The sequence below is a fragment of the Stenotrophomonas sp. YJH_SMC_57 genome (assembly GCF_059369755.1).
Genome location: NZ_JCAFSZ010000006.1, coordinates 145,912 through 170,856 on the forward strand (window position 1 = coordinate 145,912; position 24,945 = coordinate 170,856).

The window sequence follows — 24,945 nt, forward strand, 5'->3', positions numbered from 1 at the left end:
CCCGCCGTGACCAACATGCGCCATCACCGCCGACGGATCACCGCGATGTACCGCAACCTTGCTGCTGCATTGCTCTGCGCTCTCTTTGCCGCTCCCGTCGCTTTCGCGCGTAACATCCCCGGCGAGCTCCCTGCCCGGCTCGACGCCCAACTGCAGGCCAACCGCGAACGCTACGGTATTGCCGGCCAGGCAGTGCTGGTCGCGCACAACGGGAACGTGCTCTACCAAGGCGCCAGCGGTGAGCGCGACCTGGCCACGCATGCGCCTGCCACCGTCGATACCATCTTCGCCGCGCAGTCGATGGCCAAACTGCTGACCAGCACGCTGGTGATGCAGCTGGTGGAACAAGGCAAGGTGGACCTGGATGCACCCGCCAGCCGCTATGTGCCGGACTTGCCCTCTGCATGGCAGGCGATCCCCGTGCGCGATTATCTCAACCACAGTTCCGGCATTGCCGAGTACTACAACCGCGTGGACAACCGCTGGGTCAGCAAGGGCTACAGCGGCGTGGCACCCACCCTTGCCGCCGCTCTGAAGGTGGCGGCTGCTGCACCGATGCAGTTCGCTACCGGCAGCCGCGTGCAGTACACGCAGGCCAACTACCTGGTGCTGACGGCGCTGCTGGAAGCGCACTACCGCAAGCCCTACCCGGCCATCGCTCGCGAACGCATCCTGCAACCGCTGAAGATGACCAGCAGTTCATGGGGAGCAGCCAGCGTGCCGGCGCAGCGCGCAACGGTGCCGTACATCGGCAAGGACGGCACATTGCAGCCCGCCAACGAAGATCCGTGGCCGGACTACGGCTGGGGCCATGCCGATCTGCAGACTACCGTGGGCGACATGAACCGCTTCCTGCAGGCATTGGCGACCGGCAAGCTGGTACGCACGGCGACGCTGGAAAAACTATGGCAGCCACAGAAACTGAGCGGTGGCAGCAGCAATTTCTTCTCCACCGGCTGGGACACCATCCGCAGCGATGGCTACACCCAGGTCGGCCACGATGGTGGCACCCGTGTGCGTGCGCGGCTGGCCTACAAGGACTCGCTGGCCAGCGGCTACTGGGTATTCGTGTACCTGACCAATGGCAGCGCGCGCAATGTGTGGTCCAGCACGCTGGTGGAAAGCACGATGGCGGTGGCGGCTCCGGATCAGTTCCCTCACACCATGCTGTCCGAACGACTGATCAGCTATGCACTGGACGATGCTGCGGGAGCGCCACAGGCGATGCGCCGCTGGCTGCGCGACGAGAACCGTGTTCGCACCGACGAGTTGGAACGCGCCATCAATGCGGACGGCTACGCCATTCGCGAAAGCCTCGGCGCAGGCAAGGCGTTGAAGGTATTCGCGCTCAACTCCGAGCTTTATCCGGAGTCGACCAATGCCTGGGACAGCCTCGCCGAGTGCCACGCGGCACTGGGTGACGCGGAGACTGCCAAGGCGCTCTACGCGAAATCGAAGGCGCTCGCACAATCCAAGCCGTAGAGCCGGGTTGGTGCAACCTGTTCCGACCGGAGCACTGGGCTCGTTCGAAGCGCGCTGCAATCGACCGCGCTGTACTCCCGATCGGGACTGCGGGACAGCACGGGCATGCCCGCACTGCCCCATGCAGCCAGTGTCCGCCTACTGCTGCAACAACGCCGGCGCCAAGGCGTAGTGATCAACACAGCCTCCTGACGCTTGCAGCGACGCGGCGACCGACCTCGCAACTTCGGCTGCCGGATGTGGATCGACTTCCACGGCATCGATCTTTGCTGCCTCCCCGGGAAGTTGTTGCGCGAACCGCAGTGCCACCACCGCGTCCCGTGGGTCTCCGCCAGCGACGGGCAGCGTTGCGAAAGCCACCATCACCGAATGCCCCGCCCAGTTCGGGAAAGGATGGTCTGTTCTGCCCGGAAAGAACACCGGACAGCCAAAGGACTGTGCCAATGCGTTGCTGCCTGCATGTGCATTGCTGACCCAGGCATCCTTGTTGTCGATTGTCGCAGTGGATTGCAGCATCTCCACACGCTGGCCATAACCAACAGGATAGGCAAACAACCGCTCGGCGAACGATTTGCGATCCTGCCACGCAGGCCGGGTGAAGAACTGCCACAGTGCATTCTGGATCTGGGTGGCGGCCAACATGTCCTGATGGGTGGGCGGCGATGCGACCAAGGGCACGTTCTCAGGCAGCAGCCCCGCCTTTACCAGCACATGGCGGAAGCCCTGCAGGCATGGCATCCGCACGACCTCGTCGGCTGTCGCCAGTTTCATCTCGGCGCGCTTGTGGGCATAGGCCCAGAGCGCCAGGCCCGCATCGTGCTGCGACAGGCGCAACCCATGGATCTTCTCTGCCAGCTGGTCACATCGCACAGCGGCGGCTTCACTGCCCCGCGCCGAGATCAGATTGACGATCTCGCCGCTGGCAATCCTGCGGATATGGCCATCCAGATCCGATTCCCCTCCCAAGGTACCGTTCATCTGCGTCTTCAAAATGGTGGCAGGAAGCCAGGGGGCGTCTGGCAAAGACCGGCGAACCAGATCATCGGCAGGAACGAGCTGTGCGATCACCGTGACAGCGAGACCCTCGATAGCCCCGCCTGCGCGGGTCTGTTCTCCGGAAAAGCTCCAGACCTTTGGCTTCCGTGTCACGCCCTCGCTGATCGTGAATATCTCATCCGGCCGTTCCACCGATGTCTTCATTCCCTGCAGCAGCTGGCCCTTGAGCCCAGCCAACTGGGTAGTCACCAGCGGCGCGGTTAGTCCCGCATAGGTAGTGAGCGTCTGGATCGCCTGCATTGCCTGATCCCAAGCTTCGACATTCACCTGGGTACTGGTCAAGATTGCAGGAACCACCTGGAACCGGCTGTGCGTATTGCGGCCTACGTGGAAGCGCGGCGAAAGGTACTCGAACTTTCGCAGGTTCAATGTGCAGCTGCTGCCGAAGAACTTATTGCGTGTTTCCAGACGCAGGGGCGCCGCAGTGAACGCCGGCAACCCCGACGATGTAGGCGGCGCAACAGAAACACCGAGCAGGTGTACCCGGTCGCCCTTGAGCACATCCTTAAGATTCAAGTCCCACACGGACTTCTGCGGGCATGCGTCAAACGTCGTTCCGTCACTTCCTTCGGGAATGTAGGCGACCACCCGCATCTGTGCATAGCCGTCCTGCCGGATCGGCACGCCAGGCTCGCTGAAGCCCAGCGCGAGCCACTCTGGAGACAACGTTGTAGTACCACCATCAACCTGCCGCGCCGATGCATCGGACGCATTAACAGCAAGTATCCCAGCCAGAAGGCTGATCCAGCCTCGTGCATGCATTGCCATGCCCCCCTGTTGTTTCGCCATGTTCAATGGCCCGGGCACAACCTCCCTGCATCGGAGGTCCTGAGCTCCGAGCGTCCTGCGACCGGCCTTCCCCCGGTCGTGCGCAGTATAGGCGCGCGCGCCTTTCACTTGGCCCGGAAAGCACGGGTGACGTGGCGCCCCAGACCTGTTAACTTTCGCTCCACTTTCGTGGTTTACAGCAGTCTCGCATGTCGCTCTCGTCGTATCGCCCCACTCCGTCGCCCCTGTTCCTGGCCGTTTCCCTCGGCCTCGCCACTACCGCCCATGCCGCGCCTCAGGCCACCACGCTGGATGCGGTGCGGGTCACTGCTGCCGATGCCAGCGCCCAGGCGCGCGAGGCGCTGAAGCGCGTACCCGGCGCCAGCAACGTCATCGACGTGGCCAAGGCCGACAGCCGACTGTCCACCAGTGCCGATGTGCTGGCCTACCAGCCCGGTATCAGCGCGCAATCGCCGGGCAACGAGGGCACCAAGGTCTCCATCCGCGGCTCCGGCATCAACCGTGGCCCGGGCGCGCATGCCTCGGGTATTGCCGTGTCGATCGATGGACTGCCGTTGACCGGACCCGGCGGCACGCCCTACGAACTACTGGAACCGCTGTGGCTGTCGCGCGTGGAGGTGCTGCGCGGGGCCAATGGTTTCGAACGTGGCGCGCTGGCACTCGGCGGTGCCATCGACTACGTGAGCCGCAGCGGCCGTGATTCGGCGGGCGTGCAATTGCATTACGAAGCCGGCAGCCGTGGCTACCAGAAGCGCGGCATCAGCTCGGGCGGCGTCAGTGGCGATGTCGATTACTTCCTGGCCTACACCGATACCGAATTCGACGGTTACCAGCGTCATGCGCGCGGCGATGGCAAGGGCGCGATGGCCAACATCGGCTGGCAGATCAACCCCGACCTGCAGACCCGCTTCTTCGTGCGCTACCGCGAAACCAACCACGAAACGTCCGGGCGCCTGACCCGCGAGCAGATCCGCAACGACCCGCGCGCGGCCAACCCGGCCAACCTGGCCATCGATGCGCGCCGCCCGCAGCCGGGCAGCACGTGGGTGGGCAACGTCACCACCTTGCAGATCGATGAGGTTTCTTCGTTGCAGGCCGGGCTGGTCTATCACAGGTACCCGATGGACCTGAACGAGAGCCTGTACCGCCAGCAGCTGGACTACGCCAACCTCAATGCCACGCTGGACTATCACCATCGCCACCGGCTGTTCGGCCTGGACAGCGAAACCAACGTTGGCCTGCGCGTCACCCACGACCTGGACGCCGACGTGCGCGAGTCGTTGCGCTTTGCCAACAACGGCTACGCCGCTGGCACGCGCACGCGCGACTTCCGCCACCACGGCACCGACAGCACCCTGCACGTCAGCAACACCCTCACGTTGAACGAGCGCCTGCGGATGCAAACGGGGCTGGCGCTGATCAACACCCGCCGTGATGTGCAGGTGACCTGGCCGAGCAGTGGCGGCCGCCTGCGCGACAACGGCTGGGACTACGCGCCTCGACTGGGCTTCACCTGGCAGCACAGCGCGCAGACGCAGTGGTTCGGCAACCTCAGCCGCTCGGTGGAGGCACCGCACCCGTGGTCGATGATCTGGGGCTCGAACCAGTACTTCGGTCCGGGCAATGGATCGTCCAGCGGCCGCCAGCGCGCGCCGGTGCCGATGCAGAACCAGACCGCCACCACGCTGGAACTGGGCGCACGTGGCGACGCTGCGCTGGGCCGCTGGGAACTGACCGGCTACTACGCACACGTGAACCACGAACTGCTTAGCGTCGAACTGCAGCCGGTGCCGAACCTGTTCATCGCCGAGAACAACGCCAGCCCCACCGTGCACCGTGGCATCGAGGCCGGCTTGGACAGCACGCTGTGGCAGGCCGCCGCCGGTCGTCTGTCGCTGCGCCAGGCGTACACCTTCAGCGACTTCCGCTACCGCCACGATGCACGCTTCGGCAGCAACCGCCTGCCTGGCCTGCCGCGCCACGCCTACCAGGCCGAACTGCGCTTCGACCATGCCTCCGGCCTGTATGCCGCGCTCAATAGCGAGTATGCGTCGCGTATCGCGGTGGATTACGCCAACAGCTACTGGGCCGACAGCCACGTGATCTTCGGCAGCCGTATCGGTTACGACGCACCCAATGGCCGCTGGCAGGCCTGGGCGGAGATGCGCAACCTCGGCAACCGCCACTACGCCGCCACGGTCACGCCGGGCTATGACGATGCCGGCAAGGACGTCGCCCGCTCGACGCCGGGCGACGGCCGCGGCATCTATGCGGGTGTGCGCTGGCGCTTTGATTGAGCCACATTCCGGCCGGGTCACTCTCCATGGCAAGGAACAGCAGCAGCCCGGGTCCGCCGGCCCGGCTCCACCGAGTGCCGCGGATCGTGCAGCATGGGCGCTTGAGAACCTGATGCAGCATGCCGGCCTCCTTGCCGGGCACGCGCACGCGTAGGCGGTGTTGCGCGGATTCCACCGCAGCCACTCCTCAGCTGCGGTCGACGATCCGCGCGATGCGACCGCCTTCGAAAGCGAACTCGCTGCGCCCCTTCAGTGCCAGTTCCGCGCCTGCGCGGGGGCCGCCTGGAATGTCCTGCGCGAACACGCCACGCCAGCCGATGCTGGCCAGCGCCACGTCGTCATTGAAGGTCAACCCAAGCAACTGCTGCTCGCGCTCGAGGAACATCTGCGCCGATTGTCGTGCCAGTTCACCAAAGGCATCGATGCCTTCGGTGACCATGGTCAGCTGGCCATCACTGTGGTTCTCAAAGCGCACGTTGTGCGCCAGCACGGCCAGCATGGCGTCGATGTCGAAGCGGTTGTAGGCCTGCAGGTAGTGCTCGATCAAGTGGCGGCAGTGCGATTCGTCCATGGCGACATCCAGTCAGGGCCAGCACCGAGTCTCCCGCGACCGCGTGGCCGGATCAAGGCGTCGCCGCGGCCTTCAGCAACTGCGCAGCCACCTGGTCGAACGGGGCGATATCCTGCAGCGCGCGGCACATCGCCACCGCGCCTTCCACGCTGGCGATCACCAGGCTGGCCAGCTCACCTGCGGCAGCCGGTGCATGCCCTTCCGCAATGAAGGCCGAGGCCAGATGGCCCTGCCAGCGTGCGAACACCTCGGCGGCGGCCGCACGGGGCTGGCTGGACATCGCCTCCACCGGTTCCTCCACCGCAGCAGCCAGCACCGGGCAACCGGCACGGAAACCGGAGCGCAGCAGGCGCTCGCGCCACATCGCCAGGAACTGCTGCAGGCCCTGCACGGCGCCGCCCTTCAGCAGCTCCACCAGCAGCGCTTCCACCTTGTCGCCGGCCATATGGGTGGCACGCGCCAGCAGCTCCTGCTTGCCGCCGGGAAAGTGGTGGTACGTCGAGCCCAGCGGCGCTTCAGCCAGCTTGGTCACCTCGCGGATGCTGGTGGCATTGAGACCCACGCGCGCCAGCATCTGTGCCGCAGCATCAATCACGCGTTGAGGCGCATCAGAGGGTCGCGGGCTCACGGCAGGCTCCTTGCTAAGACAGTCGTCATAGATTAGCGTACCGGCCGTTCTATAACAGTCGTCATAGCCATGAATCTCTGGTTCCGCCTGCTCCACCTGCTGCTGTGCAGCCTGTTCCGGCCGAAGCTGGAAGCGCCGTTCGGGGTCTCGCGGCTGCAGTTCCGGGTGCTGCCCAACGACCTGGACAGCAACCTGCACATGACCAATGGCCGCTACTGGAACATCTTCGACCTGGGCCGGCTGGACCTGATCCTGCGCATGGGCCTGGGCCGGGTGGCACTGCGCGAGAAATGGGCGCCGATCGTCGGCGCCGGCACCATCCAGTTCCGCCGCGAGCTGAAGCCCTTCCAGCGCTTCACCCTGGAAACGCGGCTGGTCGGCTGGGTGGGCTCACGCGGCATCATGGAGCAGCGTGTGCTGATCGGCGCCGAACAGAAGATCGCCACCCGCGCACTGCTGGTCACCGGCATCTACGACCGCCGCGCGCGCCAGTTCCTCGGCATGCCGAAGATGATGGAAGCGATCGGTGTGGTGGCCCCGCCGTCGCCGCCGCTGAGTGCGGCCGCCGAGGCGCTGCTGGCGGCCGATGCCGCGTTGAAGCAGGACGACGCCTGAGGCGCGTCACTCCACCTTCGGCATGTTCTTGGTCACGCAATGGATGCCGCCGCCGCCACCGGCAATCGCATCGATATCCACCTGCTCGATCACGCGGCCGGGATACAGGTCTTCCAGCAGTTCACGGCAGTAGCCGTCGGCGGCGGCGTCTCCGAACTGCGGCGCGACCACCGCGCCATTGATCGGCAGGTAGTTGATGTAGCCCATCGCCAGATCGTCGTTGTCGCGGGTATGCACGTTGTCGCGCCCGTCCAGCGGCGGCGGCAGCGTATGCACCTGCAGGCGGCGGCCATCGGCATCGCTGGCCCCGCGCAGGATCTGCAGGTGCTCGCGGGTCAGGTCGTAATCATAGGAGTCCGGATCGTTGTCGAGGTTGGCGATCACCACACCCGGACGCACGAAGCGCGCGTAGAAGTCCACGTGTGCATCGGTGATGTCCTCGCCGGCGATGCCGGGCAGCCAGATGATCTTGCGCAGGCCGAGGTGGTGCTTCAGCTCGGCTTCGATATCCGCGCGCGACCAGCCTGGGTTGCGGTTGCGGTTCACCCAGCAGCTCTCGGTGAGGATGGCGGTGCCATGGCCATCGACTTCGATGCCGCCGCCCTCGCCCACCAGGTCACTTTCCAGCAGCGCTGCGCCGGTTACCTGCGCCAGCCAGGGTGCCACCGCACCATCGTTGCGCGCGCTCTGCTTGCCACCCCAGCCGTTGAAGTTGAAGTCGACCAGGCCCAGCCCGCCCCGGCCGTTGGTGACGAAGCAGCCGCCGTAGTCGCGCACCCAGATGTCATCCAGCGGCACCTCGAGGAACTCGATGTTGTCGCGGCCGCAGCGATCCTGCGCCTGCTTCAACTGCGCCGGGCGGCACAGCACGCTGACCGGCTGATGGCGGGCGATGGTGCGCGCCAGCCTCGCCACGGCGGTGTTCACCGCATCGGCCTGCGCGCCCCATACCCGCGGCTGCGCGGCGAAGGCCAGGAACACCCGCTCCTGCGGGCCGTGCTCGTCCGGCATGCGCCAGATGCCTGCGCCCGGGCCTGCCGCTGCCACGCGACCCGGCAGGCCGGCCAGACCCAGGGCGGCCAGGCCGCCAAGACCGGCGGCGCCCGCCAGCTGGGTGAGGAAGTGACGTCGGTTGCTCATGACAGGCTCCAGGGCCGGTGTGGGATGGACGCTATGCTGCGCTTGCCGACCCATAAGAACAAACGATAGATTCAGCCATCATCTGAACAGTTCTGCTTATCTGAAATGCTCAAGCACTGGCCACCGCTGAACGCCCTGCGGGGTTTCGAAGCCGCCGCCCGGCTCGGCAGCTTCCATCGCGCGGCCGAGGAACTGCACCTGAGCCAATCGGCCATCAGCCAGCAGATCCGCGGCCTGGAAGACGCCCTGCAGCAGCCGCTGTTCTTCCGCCAGGGCCGCAGCGTCACCCTCACCGACGCAGGCCTCGATCTGCTGGAAACCACCCAGTCGCTGCTGCGCCAGCTGGCCAGCGGCATCCGCCGGCTCGATCAGTACCGCAAGCCGAATCAACTGATCGTCAACACCAGCCCGGCCTTTGCTCGCCATTGGCTGGTGCCGCGCCTGGCCGACTTCCACCGCCTGCATCCCGACGCCGACCTGTGGCTGCTGACCAGCGAGGAAGCACCCGATATGACCACGCAGACGCTGGACGTGGCGGTGCGTGATGACCTCGACTCACAGGCGCAGTGCCAGCATCGGGTGCTGCTGCAGGACCGTCTCTATCCGGCCTGCCATCCGACCCTGCTCGCCACGCCCGTGCGGCAGCGCCTGACCCTGCATGGCGAGCGCGAAATGGATTGGAGCCAGTGGCAGGTACAGGGCGGCGCGGACGTGGGCCAGCGCCGCGAGGGCATGAACTTCTCCGAGCCCGGCCAGCTGCTGGATGCTGCGTGCCAGGGGCTGGGCATCGCACTGGTGAGCGAGCTGCTGGCCGCGCGCGCCTGCGGGCAGGGGCTGCTGCAACCGCTGGATGATGCACGCGTGCGCGGCCCGCGCTGGAGCTGGCTGGTGCATGAGGACAGCGCGGCAGATCCGCTGGTGATCAGTTTCTGTGAGTGGTTGCTGGCGAGTCTGCCTGATCCAGCGCGCGCTTGATCGCCGCCTTGGCCAACGGCGCCATCACCGCATACCCCTTCGCGGTGGGATGCACGCCATCGTCGGCCAGCTGCGGGTCGAGGCCACCGGCCGCGTTGGCCATCGGTGTGTGGTAGTCCAGATAGATGAGCTGCTTCGCCTCTGCATAGCGCTTCAACGCCGTATTCAATGCGCGCACCTTGGGCGCAGGCGTCATGCCCGGCATCCACGGGTAGTCGCTGACTGGCAGCACCGAGGCCAACACCACGCGGATGCCATGCACTTGCGCCAGATCCACCATCGCGTGCAGGTTGTCCTCGATCATCGCCTGCGTGGTCGGCCCGGTGTTGCCGGCGATGTCGTTGGTGCCGGCCAGGATCACCACCACCTGCGGCTTCAGCGCCAGCACATCCTGCGGGAAACGCAGCAGCATCTGCGCCGTGGTCTGGCCACTGATGCCGCGGTTGAGCCACCCCCTGCCCGGAAAGAACGAGGTAGTGCCTTCCCTGCCCCAACCTTCGGTAATCGAATCACCGAAGAACACCACGCGTGGTTGACCGGGCGCTGCCGCAGGCAGCTGTGCGTTGGCGTCGCGATAACGCTGCAGCTGCGGCCAGTCGGCCAGTTGCTGCTGCATGAAGCGCACTTCGTCCGGGCGCAACTGTTCAACAGGCTTGACCAGCAACGGATTGACCGCCGCCTGTTCGGCCGCCTCCAGTGGCGTGCTCAGCGCCATGACAACGGTGATTGCAGCGGCAAGCAGCACGGGTCCACGCATGCGTGGTTCTCCAGATGACCAGACCCGCAGTCTAGCGCTGTGCACAAGGCTCAGCGCGCAGCGGTGCGCGCCGCCACGCCGGTCACCTTCGCCGGCATCCACATGCCCGGCGTCCAGCCGCTGGCGGCCAGGATGGCCTTGGGATTGTCCTGCTGGATCAGCGCTCGCACTGCGTCACGCTTGTCCCTGGCCTGCAGGTAATAGGCCTTGGCGATGCGGTAACCGACCCAGTAGCCCAGGTCGTAGGGCTCCTGCGAACCGGGCGTGTAGTTGTACAGCCACGGTGACAGGTCGGTGCTGTCCAGGTCCAGTGCGAATGCGCTTTCGATATGCACTTCGCGGCCGCGTGTCCACGCGGCGTGGCGGCCATTGCCAACGTTGCCGGAAATCAGTTCGGTGATGAACTCGGCGATGCCCTCCCCCAGCGACACGCGCAGTACCGTCGCATGCGGATCGCCCGGCTCGAAGTCGGTCAGCCCGGTCTGCTGGACGTGCACGTACTCATGCGCGATCACGTGCACGAAGCGGTCCTGCACATTGGGATTCATGAAATCCGCCGCACACAGCGCTTCCAGGCCGATGATCACGCCACTTTTCGAGGTCAGCCCGACCGGCCTGCCGCGCCCCACTGCGATGGTCACCGGCGGGAACCGGGTCTGCGGGTAGATCGCCTGCAGGTTGGCGAATACGCGCGTCAGGCGCTGCTTCACCACCGGCAGCTCGGCCAGGCAGTTTCGTCCCTGTGCATACAGCTCGGGCTGGGCGGCCATGGCTTCGGCAATCCGTTCGGGAGTAACCCGCCGCGCCTTGGCCAACTCCGCCAGGCCTACCGAGCCCTCGGCCATGTACCCACGCAGCTGTTCAACGCTGGGCTTGCCGCCGGCAGCGTCGTACAGCGCGTAGAAGCGGGTGACATCCTCGGTGAGGATCTGCGGCGCGGCCGACTCCGCCGCCATGGCCATGCCAACCGCCCCGGTACAGGCCAGGGCCAACAGGCCGCGCAGGATCATGAACATCGCTCCGTCCTTGGTGGAGTGCATGCGAAGCGCGCAATCTACCACTCTGCCCGGCCCACCGCAGCAGGCGGGTGCGGCCGCTCCGGCGCTGTGCCAGACTCGCCTCGGCACCTGCCACGGATGATGGAGCACCGCACGATGATGATCGTCCCCGCGTACTGGGCCGAAGCCCGTCTGCAGGCCCGTTTCCGCGGCCGGCCGGTGGTCGTGCGCCGCTTCGGCTGGTCCGACGAAGGCCCGGCCGAGGCCCAGGGGCACGCCGACCGGCGTGCCAATGAAGCCCTCAACGCCATCCTTGCCGGGCAGGCACTGCCGCGTCGTGAGGTGCGCAGCAACTACGGTGTGGAAGGCGTTCCGATCCGCGAGCAGATCGTGCGGCGCGACGGCGATGTCATCATCACCCGCAACAGCTACGGTGCGCTGTGCCTGAACACCCCGGACGTGCTGTTCGCCGACATCGACCACGCGCCGCCCCCGGCAGGTTGCGTGATGCCCGCCCTCATCGCGGCGGTGCTGCTGTTTGCCGGCGCCATCATCGGCACCCTGCTCTGGCACTGGCTGGTGGGACTGGTGCTGGGCGTGGCGGCAGTGGTGCTGGTGAATACCGCGCTGCTGATGCAACGCAGGCGCCGACTGGCCGCGGCCGGTGGCGCCGAGGGAGTGGCCCTGCAGCGGGTCGCGGCCTTCAGCGAGCAGCATCCGGATTGGCACCTGCGCGCCTACCGGACACCGGCCGGACTGCGCGTGCTGGCCATGCACGCCACGTTCCCACCCGAGGACGAACAGCTGCAGGCGTTCTTCAAGGCACTGGGCGCCGACACCCTGTACGCGCGCATGTGCCGGTTGCAGCATTGCTTCCGCGCACGGCTGACACCCAAACCCTGGCGCGTCGGCCTGAAGTACCGCATCCGTCCACCGGTGGCCGCGTGGTCAGCCGAGCAGGCCAACAACCCGGACCGCCTGGCCTGGATTGCCGACTACGAGAAGAAGAGCGCTGGCTTCGCCGCCTGCGCCTATCTGCGCAGCTTTGGTGATACCACGCGGACCCACGCCAAGGCCGAACATGTGCGCGACCTGCATGATCGCCTGTCGCACGCGCTGGACCGGCTGCCACTGGCCTGAGCGCGGCAGACGCTCAGTCAGCGCCCTGCACGAACGGCTGCCCTGCCAGGGTAGTGCCCAGCCGCACCGCGACCTGCTGATCGCCCTTCTCAAAGGTCGTTGCACACTGCTTTCCGCCCTTCTGGCATCCAACTTCCGGAAAGCCCTCCAGCGATTCCGGCGCGCCCTGCAGCGGCTTCACCTGCCATCCCGCCGCATCCAGCAGGCGCTTGGCCTTGGCGTAGGGCATACCGGCGATGATCCCCAGCTGCACCAGCTCGGTGGGCAGTGGCTGCGCACCTGCAGTCGAGACCAGGACCAAGGACAACGTTGCAGCAACAAGGATGGCTTTCATTGCACCGACCCGGGACAAACTCACAGGGTCAGCCTAGCTCATTTGCCTGACGCGGGAATGTGCCGGTAACACGCCGTTACCGAGCCTCCACAGTTGATTGCAGTGCACGCCTGATCGATCACCCTGCACGCTGCCTGCGCCAGGCACCACAGCCCAGCGACTCCAGTGCGAGGTCACTGCGCAACCGGTCCTGCAGCCACCCCATCTGGAATCGACTGCGCGTCGCGTCGCCTTCCGGCAACAGCGCATTCACCGCTTCGCTCAATGCCGGGCGCCACTCTTCCTGCGCGCCGGCCAACACCTGTTGATCGAACTCCGCCGACGGCAGGCGCTTCCAGGGCAGCATCATCGTCACCTGCGATGTCGATACCAGTACGACATCCGGGCGTCCCGGCCGGGTCACCACCACGGTCATCATCGGGTAATCGTCGGTCCAGAGACCTTCAAAATGGCGTGCGACACGTGCCTGCAGGCTCAAGGTGGCCAGCGCCTGGCGGGCGAACGCACGCTGCTGGACGAACGAGCATGCGCCCGGCTGCAGGCTGCGCAGCCCCGGGTCCAGCGCCAGTATCGCGGCCCGGTCGAGCCGCGAACTGATCAGATTCACTGTGGCTTCCCGGGTCAGTGGTGCTGCCTGCAGCGCGGCCTCGAAGGCCGCCATGGCGTCGACCGGCAGCAGCTCAGGCAGGCGCGCCTTCACGTCAGGCGCATCCACCACCTGCACACGGGTGGTCATGCCATAGGCATCGCGCTGGATGAGCCAGCGCTCCGATACCGAACCCCAGCCAGACCAGTCGTACGTCACGTGCACGCTCATCCGTGGCGGGACCGCCATGGCAACCGGAGAGACCAACAGCGCAGCCAGTGCCAGCAATCCAGTCTTCATGAGGCCTCCCCATCCCTTTCAAACAGCAGCTCAGCGTAGGACCGGTTCCACCGGATGCAGAAGGTCGCCCGGAGGCGGCCTTCTGCAACGCCGTCGAGCAGGCTCGACGCTACTTGGCATTCTTCACGTAGGTGTCGAACCAGTTCAGCATTTCCGACACCAGCTGCTCGTTCGATTCCAGCGCGGTGTACCAGTGCGGTTCGTTCGGCAGCATCACCAGGCGGGTGGTACCGCCGTTGCCACGGATGGCCTGGTACAGCTTGCGCGACTCGAACGGCTCGGTACCCGGGTTGGCGTCATCCTCGCCGTGGACCAGCAGCAGCGGCAGCTTGATCTTGTCGGCGTAGAAGAACGGCGAGGCCTTCAGGTACACGTCCTGCGCCTGCCACACCGAGCGGCGCTCGTTCTGGAAGCCGAACGGGGTGAAGGTCTTGTTGTACGAACCGCTGGTGGCCACGCCGGCCTTGAACAGGTTGGTGTGCGCGATCAGGTTGGCGGTCATCAGGCCACCGTGGCTGTGACCGGTCACGCCGATGCGGTTACGGTCAACCACGCCCATGTCCACCGCCTTGTCCACCGCCGCCTTGGCGTCGGCTTCCAGCTGCTCCAGGTAGGTGTCATAGGCATTCTTCGGGTCGCCCACGATCGGGAACGAGGCGTTGTCGATGATCGCGTAGCCGGCCAGCAGCATCAGGCGGTAAGGCTGCAGGCGGGTGAAGGTCTGCTGCGAGCCGGACACCTGGCCGGCCTGCGCGGCGTTGGCGAAGTCGGCCGGGTAGGCGTACAGGATCGCCGGCACGCGCTGGCCTTCCTTGTAGCCCGGCGGCGTGTACAGGGTGAACGACAGGTCCACGCCATCGGCACGCTTGTAGGTCACCAGCTGCTTCTTGATCTGGCGAACTTCCGGGGTCGGGTCGACCAGTCTGGTCAGCGCAGTGGCGCTGGAGGCGAACTGCGCCTCGCCGGCCTTCGCATCGGCCACCGCCTCACCCTGCTGGCGGATGAAGGCGTTCGGCGGATCGATCACCGACTGGTGCCAGGTCAGGTAGCGGCCCGGCGTGGCGCTGAAACCGAGGAACTGCTCGTAGGCATCGGCACTGCTGCGGAACAGGCGCTCGCTCTTCAGCGTGCCCAGGTCCAGGCGGTCGAGGAACGGGCGGTCGCCCTGCGGTGAAGCGCCACGGCCGCTGAGGAATACATGGTTGCCTTCACGACGCACGACCTGCGCGCCATTCGGCAGGCGGGTGAAGACCAGGTTGCCGGGGTTGCCATACAGCTCATCGCTGGACATGTCCCACAGCAGGCGGCCTTCCTTCTTCGGCTGGTCCACATCGACGATGCGGGTCTGCATCCAGTGGCGGTTCTCGTCGTTCTCGTACTGGAAGGCCACAGCCGCATCGGCGGTCCACGCGAAGCCTTCGAAACGCTGCGCGGTGCGGGTGATTTCGGTCGGCTTGCCGTTGAACGGGGCCTTCAGCATCAGCACGCGATCACGGTGCGGCACGTTGACCTTCCAGTCGCCCTTGTCCAGCGCTTCGGCATAGACCAGGGTGGCCGGGTCGGTAGCACGCCAGTCGAAACCGCGCGGGCCTTCCGGCACGCCGTGAACCGGCACACGGTCGGCCAGCGGCAGGCTGGCGATCGGGGTGGCCTTGCCGCTGGTGATGTCCAGCACCGCCACGTCGTTGGCGAAGCGCTGGTAGGTCACCGCATGCGAATACGGAGCCTTGATCGACTCGGTCAGCACATGCACGCCATCGGGCGCGGCGCTGACCTCGTTGAACAGCGCCGGCTGCCCGACCGGGCGCACGCTGCCAGCCGCGGTATCGACCACTGCCAGCTGCGAGGCGCCGTAGTAGGCGAACAGCTTTTCGTCATGCACGCTGGTGAGCGTGTCGCGCGCTTCATAGGTGCTGCTCTCGCCGCTGCTGCCCAGCGATTCCTGCGCATCCGGGCCGGTCGGCACGCCGCCATTGGACGGCGCCGGGCCCTGGTTGGCCGGCACCAGCTTCACCAGCAGGTTCTGGCTGCCGCCCAGCCACTGCACGGTGTTGCCGAAGATCGGGTTCAGCTGCACGTTCGGCACCTGCTTCACCTGGCCGGTGGCGGCATCGCCCACCCACAGCTGCACGCTGGTGTCGACCGCATTCTGGAAGGCGAAGTGGCTGCCATCGGCCGACCACAGCGCGCCGGTGGCGCAGCCCTGCGGCAGGTTCACCTTGGTTTCCTTGCCGCTGCCGATATCGACCAGGGTGAAGTCGGCCACGCAGGCCGGAATGCCATAGCCGCCGGGGGTGTCATGGCGGCTGCGGTTCTTCGGCTCCAGGCGCACGCCGGCCAGCTTCAGATAGGGCTGGGCCACGCGGCTGATCGACGGATAGGTCTGCGCGGTGGTCAGCAGCAGGCGCTGGCCACCCGGTGCCACGTTCGGCGCCGGCGGAGGCGGTGCCTTCAGCACCTTGAGCAGGTGTTCCGGCGGCTTCGCGTAGTCGGCAAGCGCCGGGCCAGCGGCCAGCAGGCCGACGGTGGCAACGGCAACGGCCGCCGCCAGAGAGGTTCGACGGATCAGCATCCTTATCCCCTGGGGTGTGAATGGGTGCCCGAGGACGGGCAAGGGCCCGAATCTAGCACCGCAGGGGCTGTAGTGAATGGGCCGGAAGGACTAGTGGCCGGATGGGGCAAAGTGAGCCACGCCCGGTCAGGCCGGAAACGGTCCGGTACCTGCCAGGCGTGGCCTGTCATCACTGCTGCGCGTGCAGGTCCCAGGTGGCCAGGTAGTCCGGGTCGACCACGATCATGCCGCTGTTCCGCATCCGGTACTCACCGGGCTCGGCTCGCTGGTACTGGTCGAGCATCGGTGGCAGGTAGCGCTCATGACCATCATCTTCATCGGCCAGCACCACGCCTTCGTCGGCACTGATGCGCAGCACGGTGCCCGCGTACTGTTCCAGACCCTGCACCTGGCCGTCGCCACCATAGCGGGTGACACCGACCAGCACGAGCTTGCCGATCATTTCCTCGGCCTTGGCATCGTCCAGGGGCGGCAACATGGGATTGAATTCGTCGCTCATCGGTGCACCTCCAAAGCCTGTGGGGACATCGTGGATTCGGCGGCCGCCCACGTTGCCACTGCCGGCGGCAACGCAGGGATTCATCTCGGGGCGCAACTCTCTGGATCGCAGGACCCACCGGGCAACGCCGGGGGCGCGAGGTGTGAACGGTGTCTGCAGCTGCGGGGGCGGCCATCCGTGCCGGTGCCGTGACCGTGTCAGGCCAAGGTCAACACCACGCGTTGCGTTGCATGCAAGGTGAAGCGTGACAGCTGCACTGTAGCGGCATGACGGCCTCCTGTTGAAGGTCACACGCGGGCGTGTTGCTCCGTTGGAACGAATGCTGCCACTGCGCGCGGAAGGAAGAAGTGAAGATTGCCGGCGGCCCATACAAGGCGGTTCGCGCGGTGCCCGTTCATTAAGCTGGCGCGTCGTTCCGCTGCGGCGCGTCTCCCGCGGCGCCACGCTAGAATGCGCGCATGCGCACCGTACATGCCCTCCGCTACATCACCCCGCTGCGGGAAGGTGGCTCCCTGCCCGCCGTGGTCGAGACCGACGACGACGGCATGGCCGTGCTGAAATTCCGTGGTGCCGGCCAGGGACCGAAGGCGTTGATCGCCGAGCTGATTGCCGGCGAGATGGCGCGCACGCTGGGCCTGCCGATTCCGGAGATCCTGTTCGTCGAACTGGACCGCGAATTCGCCCGCACCGAGCCGGACCCGGAGATCCAGGAACTGATCCGTGCCAGCGAGGGCCTGAACCTGGGCCTGGACTACCTGCCCGGCGCGATCAACTACGATCCGGCGGCAATGCCCGTGGATGCCGACCTGGCCTCGCGCATTGTCTGGTTCGATGCGTTCACCAGCAATGTCGACCGCACCACGCGCAATCCCAATCTGATGGTGTGGCATCGAAAGCTGTACCTGATCGACCACGGTGCGGCGATGTACTTCCATCACGATTGGGCCAATGCCGGCGATGCCTGCGAGAAACCCTTCGTGCTGATCCGCGACCATGTGCTGCTGTCGTTCGCCAACCGCATCGCCGAGGTGGATGCCGAGCTGGCCGCCCGCCTGACCGATGCCGAGATCGAGCGCATCGTCGGCCTGGTGCCCGACAGCTGGCTGGTCAACGAGCCGGCATTCGACAGCCCGCAGGCCTATCGCCAGGGCTACATCGACTATCTCAAGCACCGCCTGAAGGTGCGTGCGGTGTTCGTGCAGGAGGCCATCCGTGCCCACGCTGCACACGTATGACTACGCGGTCATCCGCGTGGTGCCGCGGGTGGAACGCGAAGAGTTCATCAACGTCGGGGTGATCGTGTCCTGCCCCGGCGCGCGTCATCTGGAAGCGGCCATCGAGATCGATCCGGCACGCCTGCACGCGTTCGCCCCGGCGCTGGACCAGGAGGCGCTGCAGCCGTGGCTGGATGCGATCGTGGCGATCTGCCGTGGCGACGCCAGCGCCGGGCCGATCGCGCAGCTGCCGGCACGCGCGCGCTTCCATTTCCTCACCGCCAAGCGCAGCTCGATCGTGCAGATGTCGAGCACGCATGTGGGTCGTACTGCCGATCCTGCGGGGGTGGTGGAACACCTGATGACGAAGATGGTGCGGGCACCGCGCTGATGCGGCCGTCTCTCACTTCTTCGCGCGCACCCTCTGCCAGGCAATGAGCGCACAGGCTGCTGCAGCAGCAATCAACACCCACCCGGCTGCCGCCTGTCCATGCAGGTAGCCTTGTGCATACGCAGCGCTGGCACCTTCGCTGGCCATCGCCGGGACACCCTTGAGTATCACCTGCATTCCGCGCAGCAGGAGTACCATGCTGGCGACCAGACACACCACGGGAAGGAATCGGCTCATGGACCGATTCTGGTCCGCCACCTGCCCCAGCGTCAACATCACTGCAGCACAGTCGCTCGGGCCTACAGCGGCACTCTTCGCGCGATGTAGTTGACCACGTTGCCGATCGCATCCGGATCGACATTGGCCAGGCCAACGATCACACAGCCCTGCGCGGGCAGCACCACGATGGCACTGTTGGATCCGGGCGCACCGCCTTCGTGGCCGTACTGGTGTTCCCTGCCCTCGCCCTGCACCACGAAGCCGAATCCGTACCAGCCCTTGTGGTTCTGCGCCGTGGTGGCCTGTTGCAGCAATACAGGTGAGACCAGCTTTCCACTACGCAATGCCTCGGCAAACGCCACCATGTCGCTTACCGTGCTGTAGCCACCACCGGCTGACATGCCACGCCAGGGCAGCGACTTCGTTTCACGGACCCATTACCCATCCTGCTTCGTGTAGGCGACGGCACGCTGCGGAACGCTCACTGTTTCCGGCTCGAAGCCGGTGCCGGTCATACCTGCCGGGCGCAGGATGCGGTCCTGCACATAGACGTAGTACGACTGCCCTGAATCCGCTTCGATGATACGCCCCAGTACGATGAAGCCGTAGTTCGAATAACTGTCCTGGCTGCCGGGCGCGAACTGCGGCGCATCCTTGGCAAAGCGCTGCACGTAGTCATCCAGCGTCTTCAGCGACGCAGAATACTGTTCGAAATCATCGCCGAAGAAATCACCCAGGCCACTGGTATGTGACAGCAGATGACGTACGGTCACGTTGTTGGCGACGGCCCTGTTCGGATAGCCCGGCAGGTGCTTGCCGATCGTGTCATCGAGACTGAGCCTGCCATCCTGCACCAGCTGCAGAATGGCCACTGCGGTGAACATCTTGTTGGAGGACGCAAGGCGGAACTGCGTACCCACGCCCACTGGAATGCCAGCGGTGCGATCGGCATCGCCACCGCGCCAGTCCAGCAGCACCTGGCCGTTCTGCACCACCTGCAGCGCCCCCGACAGCGCGTCCCGCGCCCGCAGCGCCTCGAGTTTTGCCGCAGTTTCGGCCATCAGGACAGGCAAAGCCACCCGCGCTGGCTTGTACTTTTCCGGCGTTTCAGCGCCCTCAATCTGGAACTGCTTCACGTGCGCAGGATTGGCCGGATCCATGACGGCCGTCACCCGCATCGCGCGCTCGTTCAACTGGCCCATCACCAACAGCCTCGCCCGGCTGGACGCGCTCTCGAGTGTTTCCAGAATGCTCAGCGGGCCTGTGCTCTCGCGGAACTCGAGATAGTCCCTGGGAGTGCTGCCCTCCTGCTTCGCATATCTGTCGGCGAATGCCTGCAGACCCTCGAGGCTGCCCGCATTGAAGGCCGCAAGCCAGTCATCGATGACATTCTGCGCACGTGGATGCGAATGCTCGAAAGATGTTGCGGCAACCGCCGGAGAAGCCGAGGCGGTCACCAGGACCACGCAGGCCAGCGCATTGCAGAGAACCAGGCGTCCAACTGCCCTCATGGCAGTTCCTTTGCAGGTATCCCTGGACGCATCCTAGACGATGGATCGGCCCGCCGCATCCACGCCAGGGACTCTGCCACAACACTTCAGCGGTGACGTTGAATGCTTCTATGCGCTGCCATCCACTCAGCGCGTTGGGTGGAAAGCGCACAACACGTTGCGGCCCTGAAGTGGCGTGAGGGCGTGATCCTTCGCAGTAGACAGGAACAATGCTGACCGATGGCCGCGCTACCGCCGCGCCATGCTCTGCTCGCTGAACCGCGCCACGCAGAAATCCACGAAGCTGCGCAGCTTGGGCGTCACCTGGCGGTCGCGCGGGTACAGCAGATGGATCCAGGTCGACACCGGCTCGAACGTCGGCAGCACTTCCACCAGATCACCGCGTGCGAGCGCCGCCGAGAGCATTTCGTAGGGCTGCAGGATCAGCCCCAGCCCGCCGACGGCCGCCGTCAGCAGTGGCTCGGCCTGGTTGACCATGAAGCGGCTGGACACCGGCACGGTCAGCACGCGGCCCTCGGGATCGCGGAAGCTCCAGCGCGTGCGGATGATCGAATGCGCGAAGCCCAGGCACTCGTGACGGCTCAGATCGGTTGGATGGACAATGGCCGGGCGCGAGGCCAAGTATGCCGGCGATGCGCACAGCACCAGCGGATACGGCCCCAGCCGTCGCGCCACCAATCCACTGTCGGCCAGGTCACCGGTGCGGAACACCAGGTCGTAGCCGTCTTCGACGATGTTGACCAGGCTGTTGGACAGGTTCAGATCGACCTGCACGTCCGGGTAGTCCTGCATGTAGGCCACCACCACCGGGCCCAGCGCATGCACGCCGAAGGTGACCGGTGCGCTGATGCGCAGACGCCCCATCGGCCGGCCGCGTGCCACCTCGGCCAGCTGCTCGGCGCCCTCCACCTCTTCAAGGATCACCCGCGCCCGCGCCAGGAAGGCCTGGCCGAAGTCGGTCAGGCTCTGCTTGCGCGTGGTGCGGTTGAGCAGGCGCACGCCCAGGTGCTGCTCCAGCGCCTGGATGTGCTTGCCGACCAGTTGCGGCGACAGGTCCAACGCGGCGGCAGCGGCGGCGAAGGAGCCGACTTCTGCCACCTTGGCGAAGGTCCGGAGGGGAACGACCAGGTCCATTGCAAACAGATTATTTCCAATGAAATGCCAGATTACCTCTTATTCTGGACGCAGGCCACGTGCATAGTGGCCGTCACTTCCCCGCCGGCCCGACCGCCGGCCCCTCACTGGAGCCCCCATGAGTCAGGTTGTCCGCATCCACGAGTATGGCAATGCCGATGCACTGCGCATCGACGACATCGACGTTCCCGCCCCCGCCGCCGACGAAGTCCAGATCCGGGTCAAGGCCATCGGCCTGAACCGCGCCGAGGTGATGTTCCGCAACGGTGCCTACCTGCAGCAAGCGCAGTTCCCCAGCCGTCTTGGCTACGAGGCGGCCGGCGTTGTTGAAGCCATCGGCAGTGCAGTGAGCGGCTTCGCTGCAGGCGATGCGGTCAGCGTGGTCCCGCCGCTGGATATCGCCCGCTGGGGCACCTACGGCGAGCTGGCCAATGTGCCGGCGCGGCTGGTGGTCAAACATCCGCAGGCACTGGACTTTGAAACGGCCGCCGCGGTGTGGATGCAGTACGTCACCGCCTGGGGTGCGCTGCTGGAGCAGGCACATCTGGCTACCGGGGATTTCGTCATCATCACCGCCGCCAGCAGCAGCGTTGGCCTGGCCGCCATCCAGATCGCCAATGCCGTAGGCGCCACGCCCATTGCGGTCACGCGTGGCCCGGGCAAGCGCCAGGCCCTGCTCGATGCCGGTGCCGCCCATGTCATTGCCACCGAGGAACAGGATCTGGTGGCCGAAGTAGCGCGCATCACCAATGGCGCCGGTGCCCGCGTGGTGTTCGATCCGATCGGTGGCCCGCAGTTCGTGCCGCTGACCGAAGCGATGGCGCGTGGCGGCATCCTGCTGGAGTACGGCGCGCTGAGCAGCGAACCCACGCCGTTCCCATTGTTCAACGTGTTGGGCAAATCGCTCACGTTGAAGGGCTATCTGTATTCGGAAATCGTCTCTGATGATGCGGCGCTGACCCGTGCCAAGGCGTTCATCGTCGATGGCCTGGACAAGGGCACGCTGGTGCCGAAGATTGCCAGAGTGTTCCCGTTCGCGCAGATCCAGGACGCACATCGTTACCTGGAATCGAACGAGCAGATCGGCAAGGTGGTAGTGACGGTTTGATCGATCATCAGGGAGCGCGGGCGGCGACCGGCCGCCCCGGTTCCGGCAGCGCATAGGCCATCACGTAATCGCCGCTCGGGGTTTCCATGAAATGGTGGCCGCCGGCCATCATCACCACGTACTGGCGCCCGCCCTGCTCGTACACCATCGGGTTGGCCTGCCCGCCCGCCGGCAGCTTGGCATGCCACAGTTCCTTGCCGGTCTTCAGGTCGATGGCACGCAACAGGTCATCGGTGGCGGCAGCGATGAAGATCAGGCCACTGGCGGTCACCACCGAACCGCCGTTGTTGGGCGTGCCGATCTCGATCGGCAGGCCCGAACGGATGCCGAACGGTCCATTGCCACGGGCGCTGCCGAACGGTCGGTCCCACAGCAGCTTGCCGGTGCGCAGGTCGATGGCCCGGATGCCGCCATACGGGGGTTGCTTGCAGAGCAAACCGGTGAACGGCAGCCGCCAGCCGGCATTGACCTGGATGGCGTACGGCGTGCCCACCTGCGGGTCGCCCGCACCTTCGGCGCCGCCCTTGTCGAACCGGATCTTCTCGCGTGGCAGCCAACCCAGCCGGTCGGCCTCGGCACGCGGCACCAGCCGGTTGTAGTTGGGCATGTCGTTGTAGTTGGCCACGACCACGCCGCGACGGGTATCGATGGACACGCTGCCCCAGTCCGAGCCGCCGTTGTAGCCGGGGTACTCGATGGAATGACGATCACTGCTCGGCGGTGTGTAGAAGCCTTCGTAGTACGCCTTGCGGAACTGGATGCGGCAGACCAGCTGGTCGATCGGGGTCAGCCCCCACATGTCGCGCTCGGTCAGGTCATGCTCGCGGCGCAGCGTATGGTACAGCGAGAACAGCTGGGTGGGTGAGCGCTGTTCTGGCTCGACACCGCCGACAGGTACCTTGCGCTCTTCGGCGGCGCTCAGCAGCTGGCCGTTGCGGCGGTCGAGGATGTAGATGTCGCCCTGCTTGGTCGGCAGCAGGATCGCCGGCACCTTGCCGGCTGCCGTCGGATAGTCGATCAGGCTGGCCTGCGAGCCCAGGTCGTAGTCCCAGACATCCTTGCGTACCGCCTGGAAATGCCACGCCGGCTTGCCGGTGGCCACATCGATGGCCACCAGCGAGGTCGCGTAGCGGTTCTGGTTTTCCGTGCGCGAACCACTCCAGTAGTCGCCGGCCGAATTGCCCAGCGGCAGGTAGACCAGCCCCAATGCCTCGTCACCGGTCGCGGTGGTCCACATGTTCGGCGTGCCACGCGTATAGGTCTGTTCGCGCGGCGGCAGGCCGCTGCGATCGGGCTGGTCCATGTCCCACGCCCAGCGCAGCTTTCCGGTGATCGCGTCGTAGGCCTGGATCACACCGGACGGTGCATCGCGACGCTGCCCGTCCAGCACTTGGTGGCCGGTGACGATCACCCCGCGCACGATGGCCGGTGGCGAAGTGATCGACACGTATCCCGGCGGTACCTCGCCCATGCCCAGGGTGATGTCGACCTGGCCGTTGTTGCCGAAGTTGGCGCAGGGCCGGCCGCTGTCCGCATCCACCGCGATAAGGCGGCCGTCCAGCGTGCCTTCGATGATGCGCGCCCAGCAGGCCGGATGGCTGCCCATCGCAGCACTTCGGGTCACGCTGGGCGGTGGCTCTGGCAGTGCCAGATCGGCAGCGACATCCGCCAGTGCCGCATCGGCTAGAGTCGGTGCGCTCGGTTGCTCGTAGTAACTCACACCGCGACAGGCGGCGGTGTACGGGATCGAGGCATCCTTCACTTTGGGATCGAACCGCCACAGCTCCTTGCCGCTGGCGGCATCAAGCGCGATCAGCCGGTTGCGGGCGGTGCACAGGTACAGGCGGTCGCCGATCTTCAGTGGTGTGGTTTCCGCGCCCCAGCGCTTCCTGGGCAGGTCACCGGTCCGGAACTGCCAGGCCAGCTGCAGCGTGCCGACGTTGGCCGGCGTGATCTGCTGCAGCGGCGAGTAGCGGGTGCCGGCGTTGCTGCGTCCCCACGCCGGCCAGTCGCCCTCGGCAGGCTGGTCGGCCGGCTGCAGGCCGGTGGTGTCGCGGGTCGGCTCCAGGCCGGCACTGGCTGCCCCTTCCGGGAATGGCAGGTGCCCGTCCACTTCGCCGTGCGGTGCGAAGGCCAGGCCGAAGGCCGCCACGAATACCAGCATCAGCACAGCGGCCACCGCACGCGAGAGCCGCTTGGGAACTGGAGTACGCAGGGTCGGCGCCAGCAGTGCCAGCACGATGCCCAGCGCGGTTACCAGGCCCAGACGCGGCACCCAGCGCCAGTAGTCACTGCCCGACTCCCACCAGGTCCACAGCAGCGTGCCGAGGAACACCAGCGCGTACAGCAGCGCACCGCTGCGGCGGTTGCCGAACAACAGAATGCCGCTGACCAACAGGCCGAACCCTGCGATCGCATAGTAGGCCGAGCCACCGAGGCTGAGCAGCCACGCGCCGAGCCCGCCGATGACCAGGCCGAGCACGACCAGCAGCAGCGACAGCACGGTGACCAGCGGGTGGCGGGAGGAAGGAGCGGAGGAAGACTGCGGCGTGGCGGACATCGTCGATCTCCGGGGCAGCATGCGCCCTTATCCCACCGCCGACGTGAAGCGCGCGCGTATGTATGGCAT

Annotated in this window: 21 protein-coding genes and 1 pseudogene; 8 read left to right on the forward strand and 14 right to left on the reverse strand. The window is 66.1% G+C overall.

Going from position 1 to position 24,945, the window contains the following annotated elements; genetic code table 11:
• Positions 1–45: 45 nt before the first annotated feature.
• A complete protein-coding gene (locus AC5P7U_RS09735) occupies positions 46–1,482 on the forward strand; it encodes a serine hydrolase domain-containing protein (RefSeq protein ID WP_495221061.1) in 1,437 nt (478 codons plus the stop codon).
• Positions 1,483–1,620: 138 nt separating this feature from the next.
• Here AC5P7U_RS09735 and AC5P7U_RS09740 read toward each other — a convergent pair whose 3' ends face one another.
• Positions 1,621–3,306, reverse strand: a complete 1,686-nt coding sequence (locus AC5P7U_RS09740; protein ID WP_197564457.1) for a hypothetical protein — start codon at positions 3,304–3,306, stop codon at positions 1,621–1,623.
• A 209-nt stretch (positions 3,307–3,515) separates the two neighbouring features.
• Here AC5P7U_RS09740 and AC5P7U_RS09745 point away from each other — a divergent pair, with 209 nt between their 5' ends.
• Positions 3,516–5,624: a TonB-dependent receptor family protein gene (locus AC5P7U_RS09745; RefSeq protein WP_495221037.1), complete on the forward strand. Its 2,109-nt coding sequence runs from the start codon at positions 3,516–3,518 to the stop codon at positions 5,622–5,624.
• A 187-nt stretch (positions 5,625–5,811) separates the two neighbouring features.
• Here the strand turns inward: AC5P7U_RS09745 and AC5P7U_RS09750 are convergent, their stop codons facing one another.
• A complete protein-coding gene (locus tag AC5P7U_RS09750; RefSeq protein ID WP_006452852.1) occupies positions 5,812–6,195 on the reverse strand; it encodes a nuclear transport factor 2 family protein in 384 nt (127 codons plus the stop codon).
• A gap of 52 nt (positions 6,196–6,247) precedes the next feature.
• Complete coding sequence (locus AC5P7U_RS09755) at positions 6,248–6,823, reverse strand: LmrA/YxaF family transcription factor (RefSeq protein WP_197564455.1); 576 nt, start codon at positions 6,821–6,823, stop codon at positions 6,248–6,250.
• A 69-nt stretch (positions 6,824–6,892) separates the two neighbouring features.
• Here AC5P7U_RS09755 and AC5P7U_RS09760 point away from each other — a divergent pair, with 69 nt between their 5' ends.
• On the forward strand, positions 6,893–7,438 hold the full coding sequence (locus AC5P7U_RS09760; RefSeq protein WP_012511531.1) for a thioesterase family protein: 546 nt from the start codon (positions 6,893–6,895) through the stop codon (positions 7,436–7,438).
• Between the two features lie 6 nt (positions 7,439–7,444).
• Here the strand turns inward: AC5P7U_RS09760 and AC5P7U_RS09765 are convergent, their stop codons facing one another.
• The gene (locus tag AC5P7U_RS09765) at positions 7,445–8,578 is read right to left on the reverse strand and encodes an agmatine deiminase family protein (protein WP_197564454.1); all 1,134 of its coding nucleotides are present in this window, start codon (positions 8,576–8,578) and stop codon (positions 7,445–7,447) included.
• Positions 8,579–8,683: 105 nt separating this feature from the next.
• On the opposite strand from AC5P7U_RS09765, the gene AC5P7U_RS09770 reads away from it, so the two are divergent.
• Positions 8,684–9,553 (forward strand): LysR family transcriptional regulator, encoded by an 870-nt coding sequence (locus AC5P7U_RS09770; protein ID WP_197564453.1) that lies wholly within the window; start codon positions 8,684–8,686, stop codon positions 9,551–9,553.
• Here the strand turns inward: AC5P7U_RS09770 and AC5P7U_RS09775 are convergent.
• Positions 9,501–10,310, reverse strand: coding sequence for a GDSL-type esterase/lipase family protein (locus AC5P7U_RS09775; protein ID WP_197564452.1), 810 nt, complete (start codon positions 10,308–10,310; stop codon positions 9,501–9,503). The genes AC5P7U_RS09770 and AC5P7U_RS09775 overlap by 53 nt on opposite strands.
• Positions 10,311–10,360: 50 nt before the next feature.
• Complete coding sequence (locus tag AC5P7U_RS09780) at positions 10,361–11,326, reverse strand: DUF2268 domain-containing putative Zn-dependent protease (RefSeq protein WP_197564451.1); 966 nt, start codon at positions 11,324–11,326, stop codon at positions 10,361–10,363.
• Between the two features lie 138 nt (positions 11,327–11,464).
• Here AC5P7U_RS09780 and AC5P7U_RS09785 point away from each other — a divergent pair, with 138 nt between their 5' ends.
• Positions 11,465–12,448: a hypothetical protein gene (locus tag AC5P7U_RS09785; protein ID WP_197564450.1), complete on the forward strand. Its 984-nt coding sequence runs from the start codon at positions 11,465–11,467 to the stop codon at positions 12,446–12,448.
• Between the two features lie 13 nt (positions 12,449–12,461).
• On the opposite strand, the gene AC5P7U_RS09790 is transcribed toward AC5P7U_RS09785, so the two are convergent.
• From AC5P7U_RS09790 to AC5P7U_RS09805, 4 genes are all read right to left on the reverse strand, one after another.
• On the reverse strand, positions 12,462–12,782 hold the full coding sequence (locus AC5P7U_RS09790; protein ID WP_180867115.1) for a hypothetical protein: 321 nt from the start codon (positions 12,780–12,782) through the stop codon (positions 12,462–12,464).
• 118 nt (positions 12,783–12,900) lie between these two features.
• Entirely contained in the window at positions 12,901–13,668 is a 768-nt protein-coding gene (locus AC5P7U_RS09795) for a hypothetical protein (protein WP_197564449.1), read from the reverse strand.
• A gap of 109 nt (positions 13,669–13,777) precedes the next feature.
• Entirely contained in the window at positions 13,778–16,240 is a 2,463-nt protein-coding gene (locus AC5P7U_RS09800) for a S9 family peptidase (protein WP_495221039.1), read from the reverse strand.
• A 169-nt stretch (positions 16,241–16,409) separates the two neighbouring features.
• A complete protein-coding gene (locus tag AC5P7U_RS09805) occupies positions 16,410–16,739 on the reverse strand; it encodes a hypothetical protein (RefSeq protein WP_006452927.1) in 330 nt (109 codons plus the stop codon).
• Between the two features lie 458 nt (positions 16,740–17,197).
• Here AC5P7U_RS09805 and AC5P7U_RS09810 point away from each other — a divergent pair, with 458 nt between their 5' ends.
• Together AC5P7U_RS09810 and AC5P7U_RS09815 are read left to right on the forward strand one after the other, a co-directional pair.
• Complete coding sequence (locus AC5P7U_RS09810; RefSeq protein WP_285302568.1) at positions 17,198–17,974, forward strand: HipA family kinase; 777 nt, start codon at positions 17,198–17,200, stop codon at positions 17,972–17,974.
• Positions 17,952–18,344: a DUF3037 domain-containing protein gene (locus AC5P7U_RS09815; RefSeq protein WP_164086323.1), complete on the forward strand. Its 393-nt coding sequence runs from the start codon at positions 17,952–17,954 to the stop codon at positions 18,342–18,344. Before AC5P7U_RS09810 ends, AC5P7U_RS09815 begins: the two co-directional genes overlap by 23 nt.
• Positions 18,345–18,356: 12 nt before the next feature.
• Here the strand turns inward: AC5P7U_RS09815 and AC5P7U_RS09820 are convergent, their stop codons facing one another.
• The 3 genes and pseudogenes from AC5P7U_RS09820 to AC5P7U_RS09830 all read right to left on the reverse strand — a co-directional run bounded on the left by AC5P7U_RS09820 (position 18,357) and on the right by AC5P7U_RS09830 (position 21,208).
• Positions 18,357–18,581, reverse strand: a complete 225-nt coding sequence (locus AC5P7U_RS09820) for a hypothetical protein (RefSeq protein WP_152908755.1) — start codon at positions 18,579–18,581, stop codon at positions 18,357–18,359.
• A gap of 62 nt (positions 18,582–18,643) precedes the next feature.
• Positions 18,644–20,074: pseudogene (locus AC5P7U_RS09825) on the reverse strand (serine hydrolase domain-containing protein).
• Between the two features lie 228 nt (positions 20,075–20,302).
• On the reverse strand, positions 20,303–21,208 hold the full coding sequence (locus AC5P7U_RS09830; RefSeq protein WP_495221040.1) for a LysR family transcriptional regulator: 906 nt from the start codon (positions 21,206–21,208) through the stop codon (positions 20,303–20,305).
• A gap of 118 nt (positions 21,209–21,326) precedes the next feature.
• Between AC5P7U_RS09830 and AC5P7U_RS09835 the strand changes: the two genes are divergently transcribed.
• Positions 21,327–22,316: a zinc-dependent alcohol dehydrogenase family protein gene (locus AC5P7U_RS09835; protein WP_495221041.1), complete on the forward strand. Its 990-nt coding sequence runs from the start codon at positions 21,327–21,329 to the stop codon at positions 22,314–22,316.
• Between the two features lie 7 nt (positions 22,317–22,323).
• On the opposite strand, the gene AC5P7U_RS09840 is transcribed toward AC5P7U_RS09835, so the two are convergent.
• Positions 22,324–24,876, reverse strand: a complete 2,553-nt coding sequence (locus tag AC5P7U_RS09840) for a membrane-bound PQQ-dependent dehydrogenase, glucose/quinate/shikimate family (protein ID WP_006452946.1) — start codon at positions 24,874–24,876, stop codon at positions 22,324–22,326.
• Positions 24,877–24,945 lie beyond the last annotated feature (69 nt).

Coding starts and splice junctions, on each gene's coding strand:
- AC5P7U_RS09740 (WP_197564457.1), bottom strand. CDS start 3,306: ATGGCAATGCATGCACGAGGCTGGATCAGCCTTCTGGCTGGGATACTT.
- AC5P7U_RS09810 (WP_285302568.1), top strand. CDS start 17,198: ATGCGCACCGTACATGCCCTCCGCTACATCACCCCGCTGCGGGAAGGT.
- AC5P7U_RS09745 (WP_495221037.1), top strand. CDS start 3,516: ATGTCGCTCTCGTCGTATCGCCCCACTCCGTCGCCCCTGTTCCTGGCC.
- AC5P7U_RS09785 (WP_197564450.1), top strand. CDS start 11,465: ATGATGATCGTCCCCGCGTACTGGGCCGAAGCCCGTCTGCAGGCCCGT.
- AC5P7U_RS09805 (WP_006452927.1), bottom strand. CDS start 16,739: ATGAGCGACGAATTCAATCCCATGTTGCCGCCCCTGGACGATGCCAAG.
- AC5P7U_RS09830 (WP_495221040.1), bottom strand. CDS start 21,208: ATGGACCTGGTCGTTCCCCTCCGGACCTTCGCCAAGGTGGCAGAAGTC.
- AC5P7U_RS09780 (WP_197564451.1), bottom strand. CDS start 11,326: ATGTTCATGATCCTGCGCGGCCTGTTGGCCCTGGCCTGTACCGGGGCG.
- AC5P7U_RS09820 (WP_152908755.1), bottom strand. CDS start 18,581: ATGAGCCGATTCCTTCCCGTGGTGTGTCTGGTCGCCAGCATGGTACTC.
- AC5P7U_RS09790 (WP_180867115.1), bottom strand. CDS start 12,782: ATGAAAGCCATCCTTGTTGCTGCAACGTTGTCCTTGGTCCTGGTCTCG.
- AC5P7U_RS09735 (WP_495221061.1), top strand. CDS start 46: ATGTACCGCAACCTTGCTGCTGCATTGCTCTGCGCTCTCTTTGCCGCT.
- AC5P7U_RS09835 (WP_495221041.1), top strand. CDS start 21,327: ATGAGTCAGGTTGTCCGCATCCACGAGTATGGCAATGCCGATGCACTG.
- AC5P7U_RS09770 (WP_197564453.1), top strand. CDS start 8,684: ATGCTCAAGCACTGGCCACCGCTGAACGCCCTGCGGGGTTTCGAAGCC.
- AC5P7U_RS09760 (WP_012511531.1), top strand. CDS start 6,893: ATGAATCTCTGGTTCCGCCTGCTCCACCTGCTGCTGTGCAGCCTGTTC.
- AC5P7U_RS09795 (WP_197564449.1), bottom strand. CDS start 13,668: ATGAAGACTGGATTGCTGGCACTGGCTGCGCTGTTGGTCTCTCCGGTT.
- AC5P7U_RS09775 (WP_197564452.1), bottom strand. CDS start 10,310: ATGCGTGGACCCGTGCTGCTTGCCGCTGCAATCACCGTTGTCATGGCG.
- AC5P7U_RS09840 (WP_006452946.1), bottom strand. CDS start 24,876: ATGTCCGCCACGCCGCAGTCTTCCTCCGCTCCTTCCTCCCGCCACCCG.
- AC5P7U_RS09750 (WP_006452852.1), bottom strand. CDS start 6,195: ATGGACGAATCGCACTGCCGCCACTTGATCGAGCACTACCTGCAGGCC.
- AC5P7U_RS09765 (WP_197564454.1), bottom strand. CDS start 8,578: ATGAGCAACCGACGTCACTTCCTCACCCAGCTGGCGGGCGCCGCCGGT.
- AC5P7U_RS09800 (WP_495221039.1), bottom strand. CDS start 16,240: ATGCTGATCCGTCGAACCTCTCTGGCGGCGGCCGTTGCCGTTGCCACC.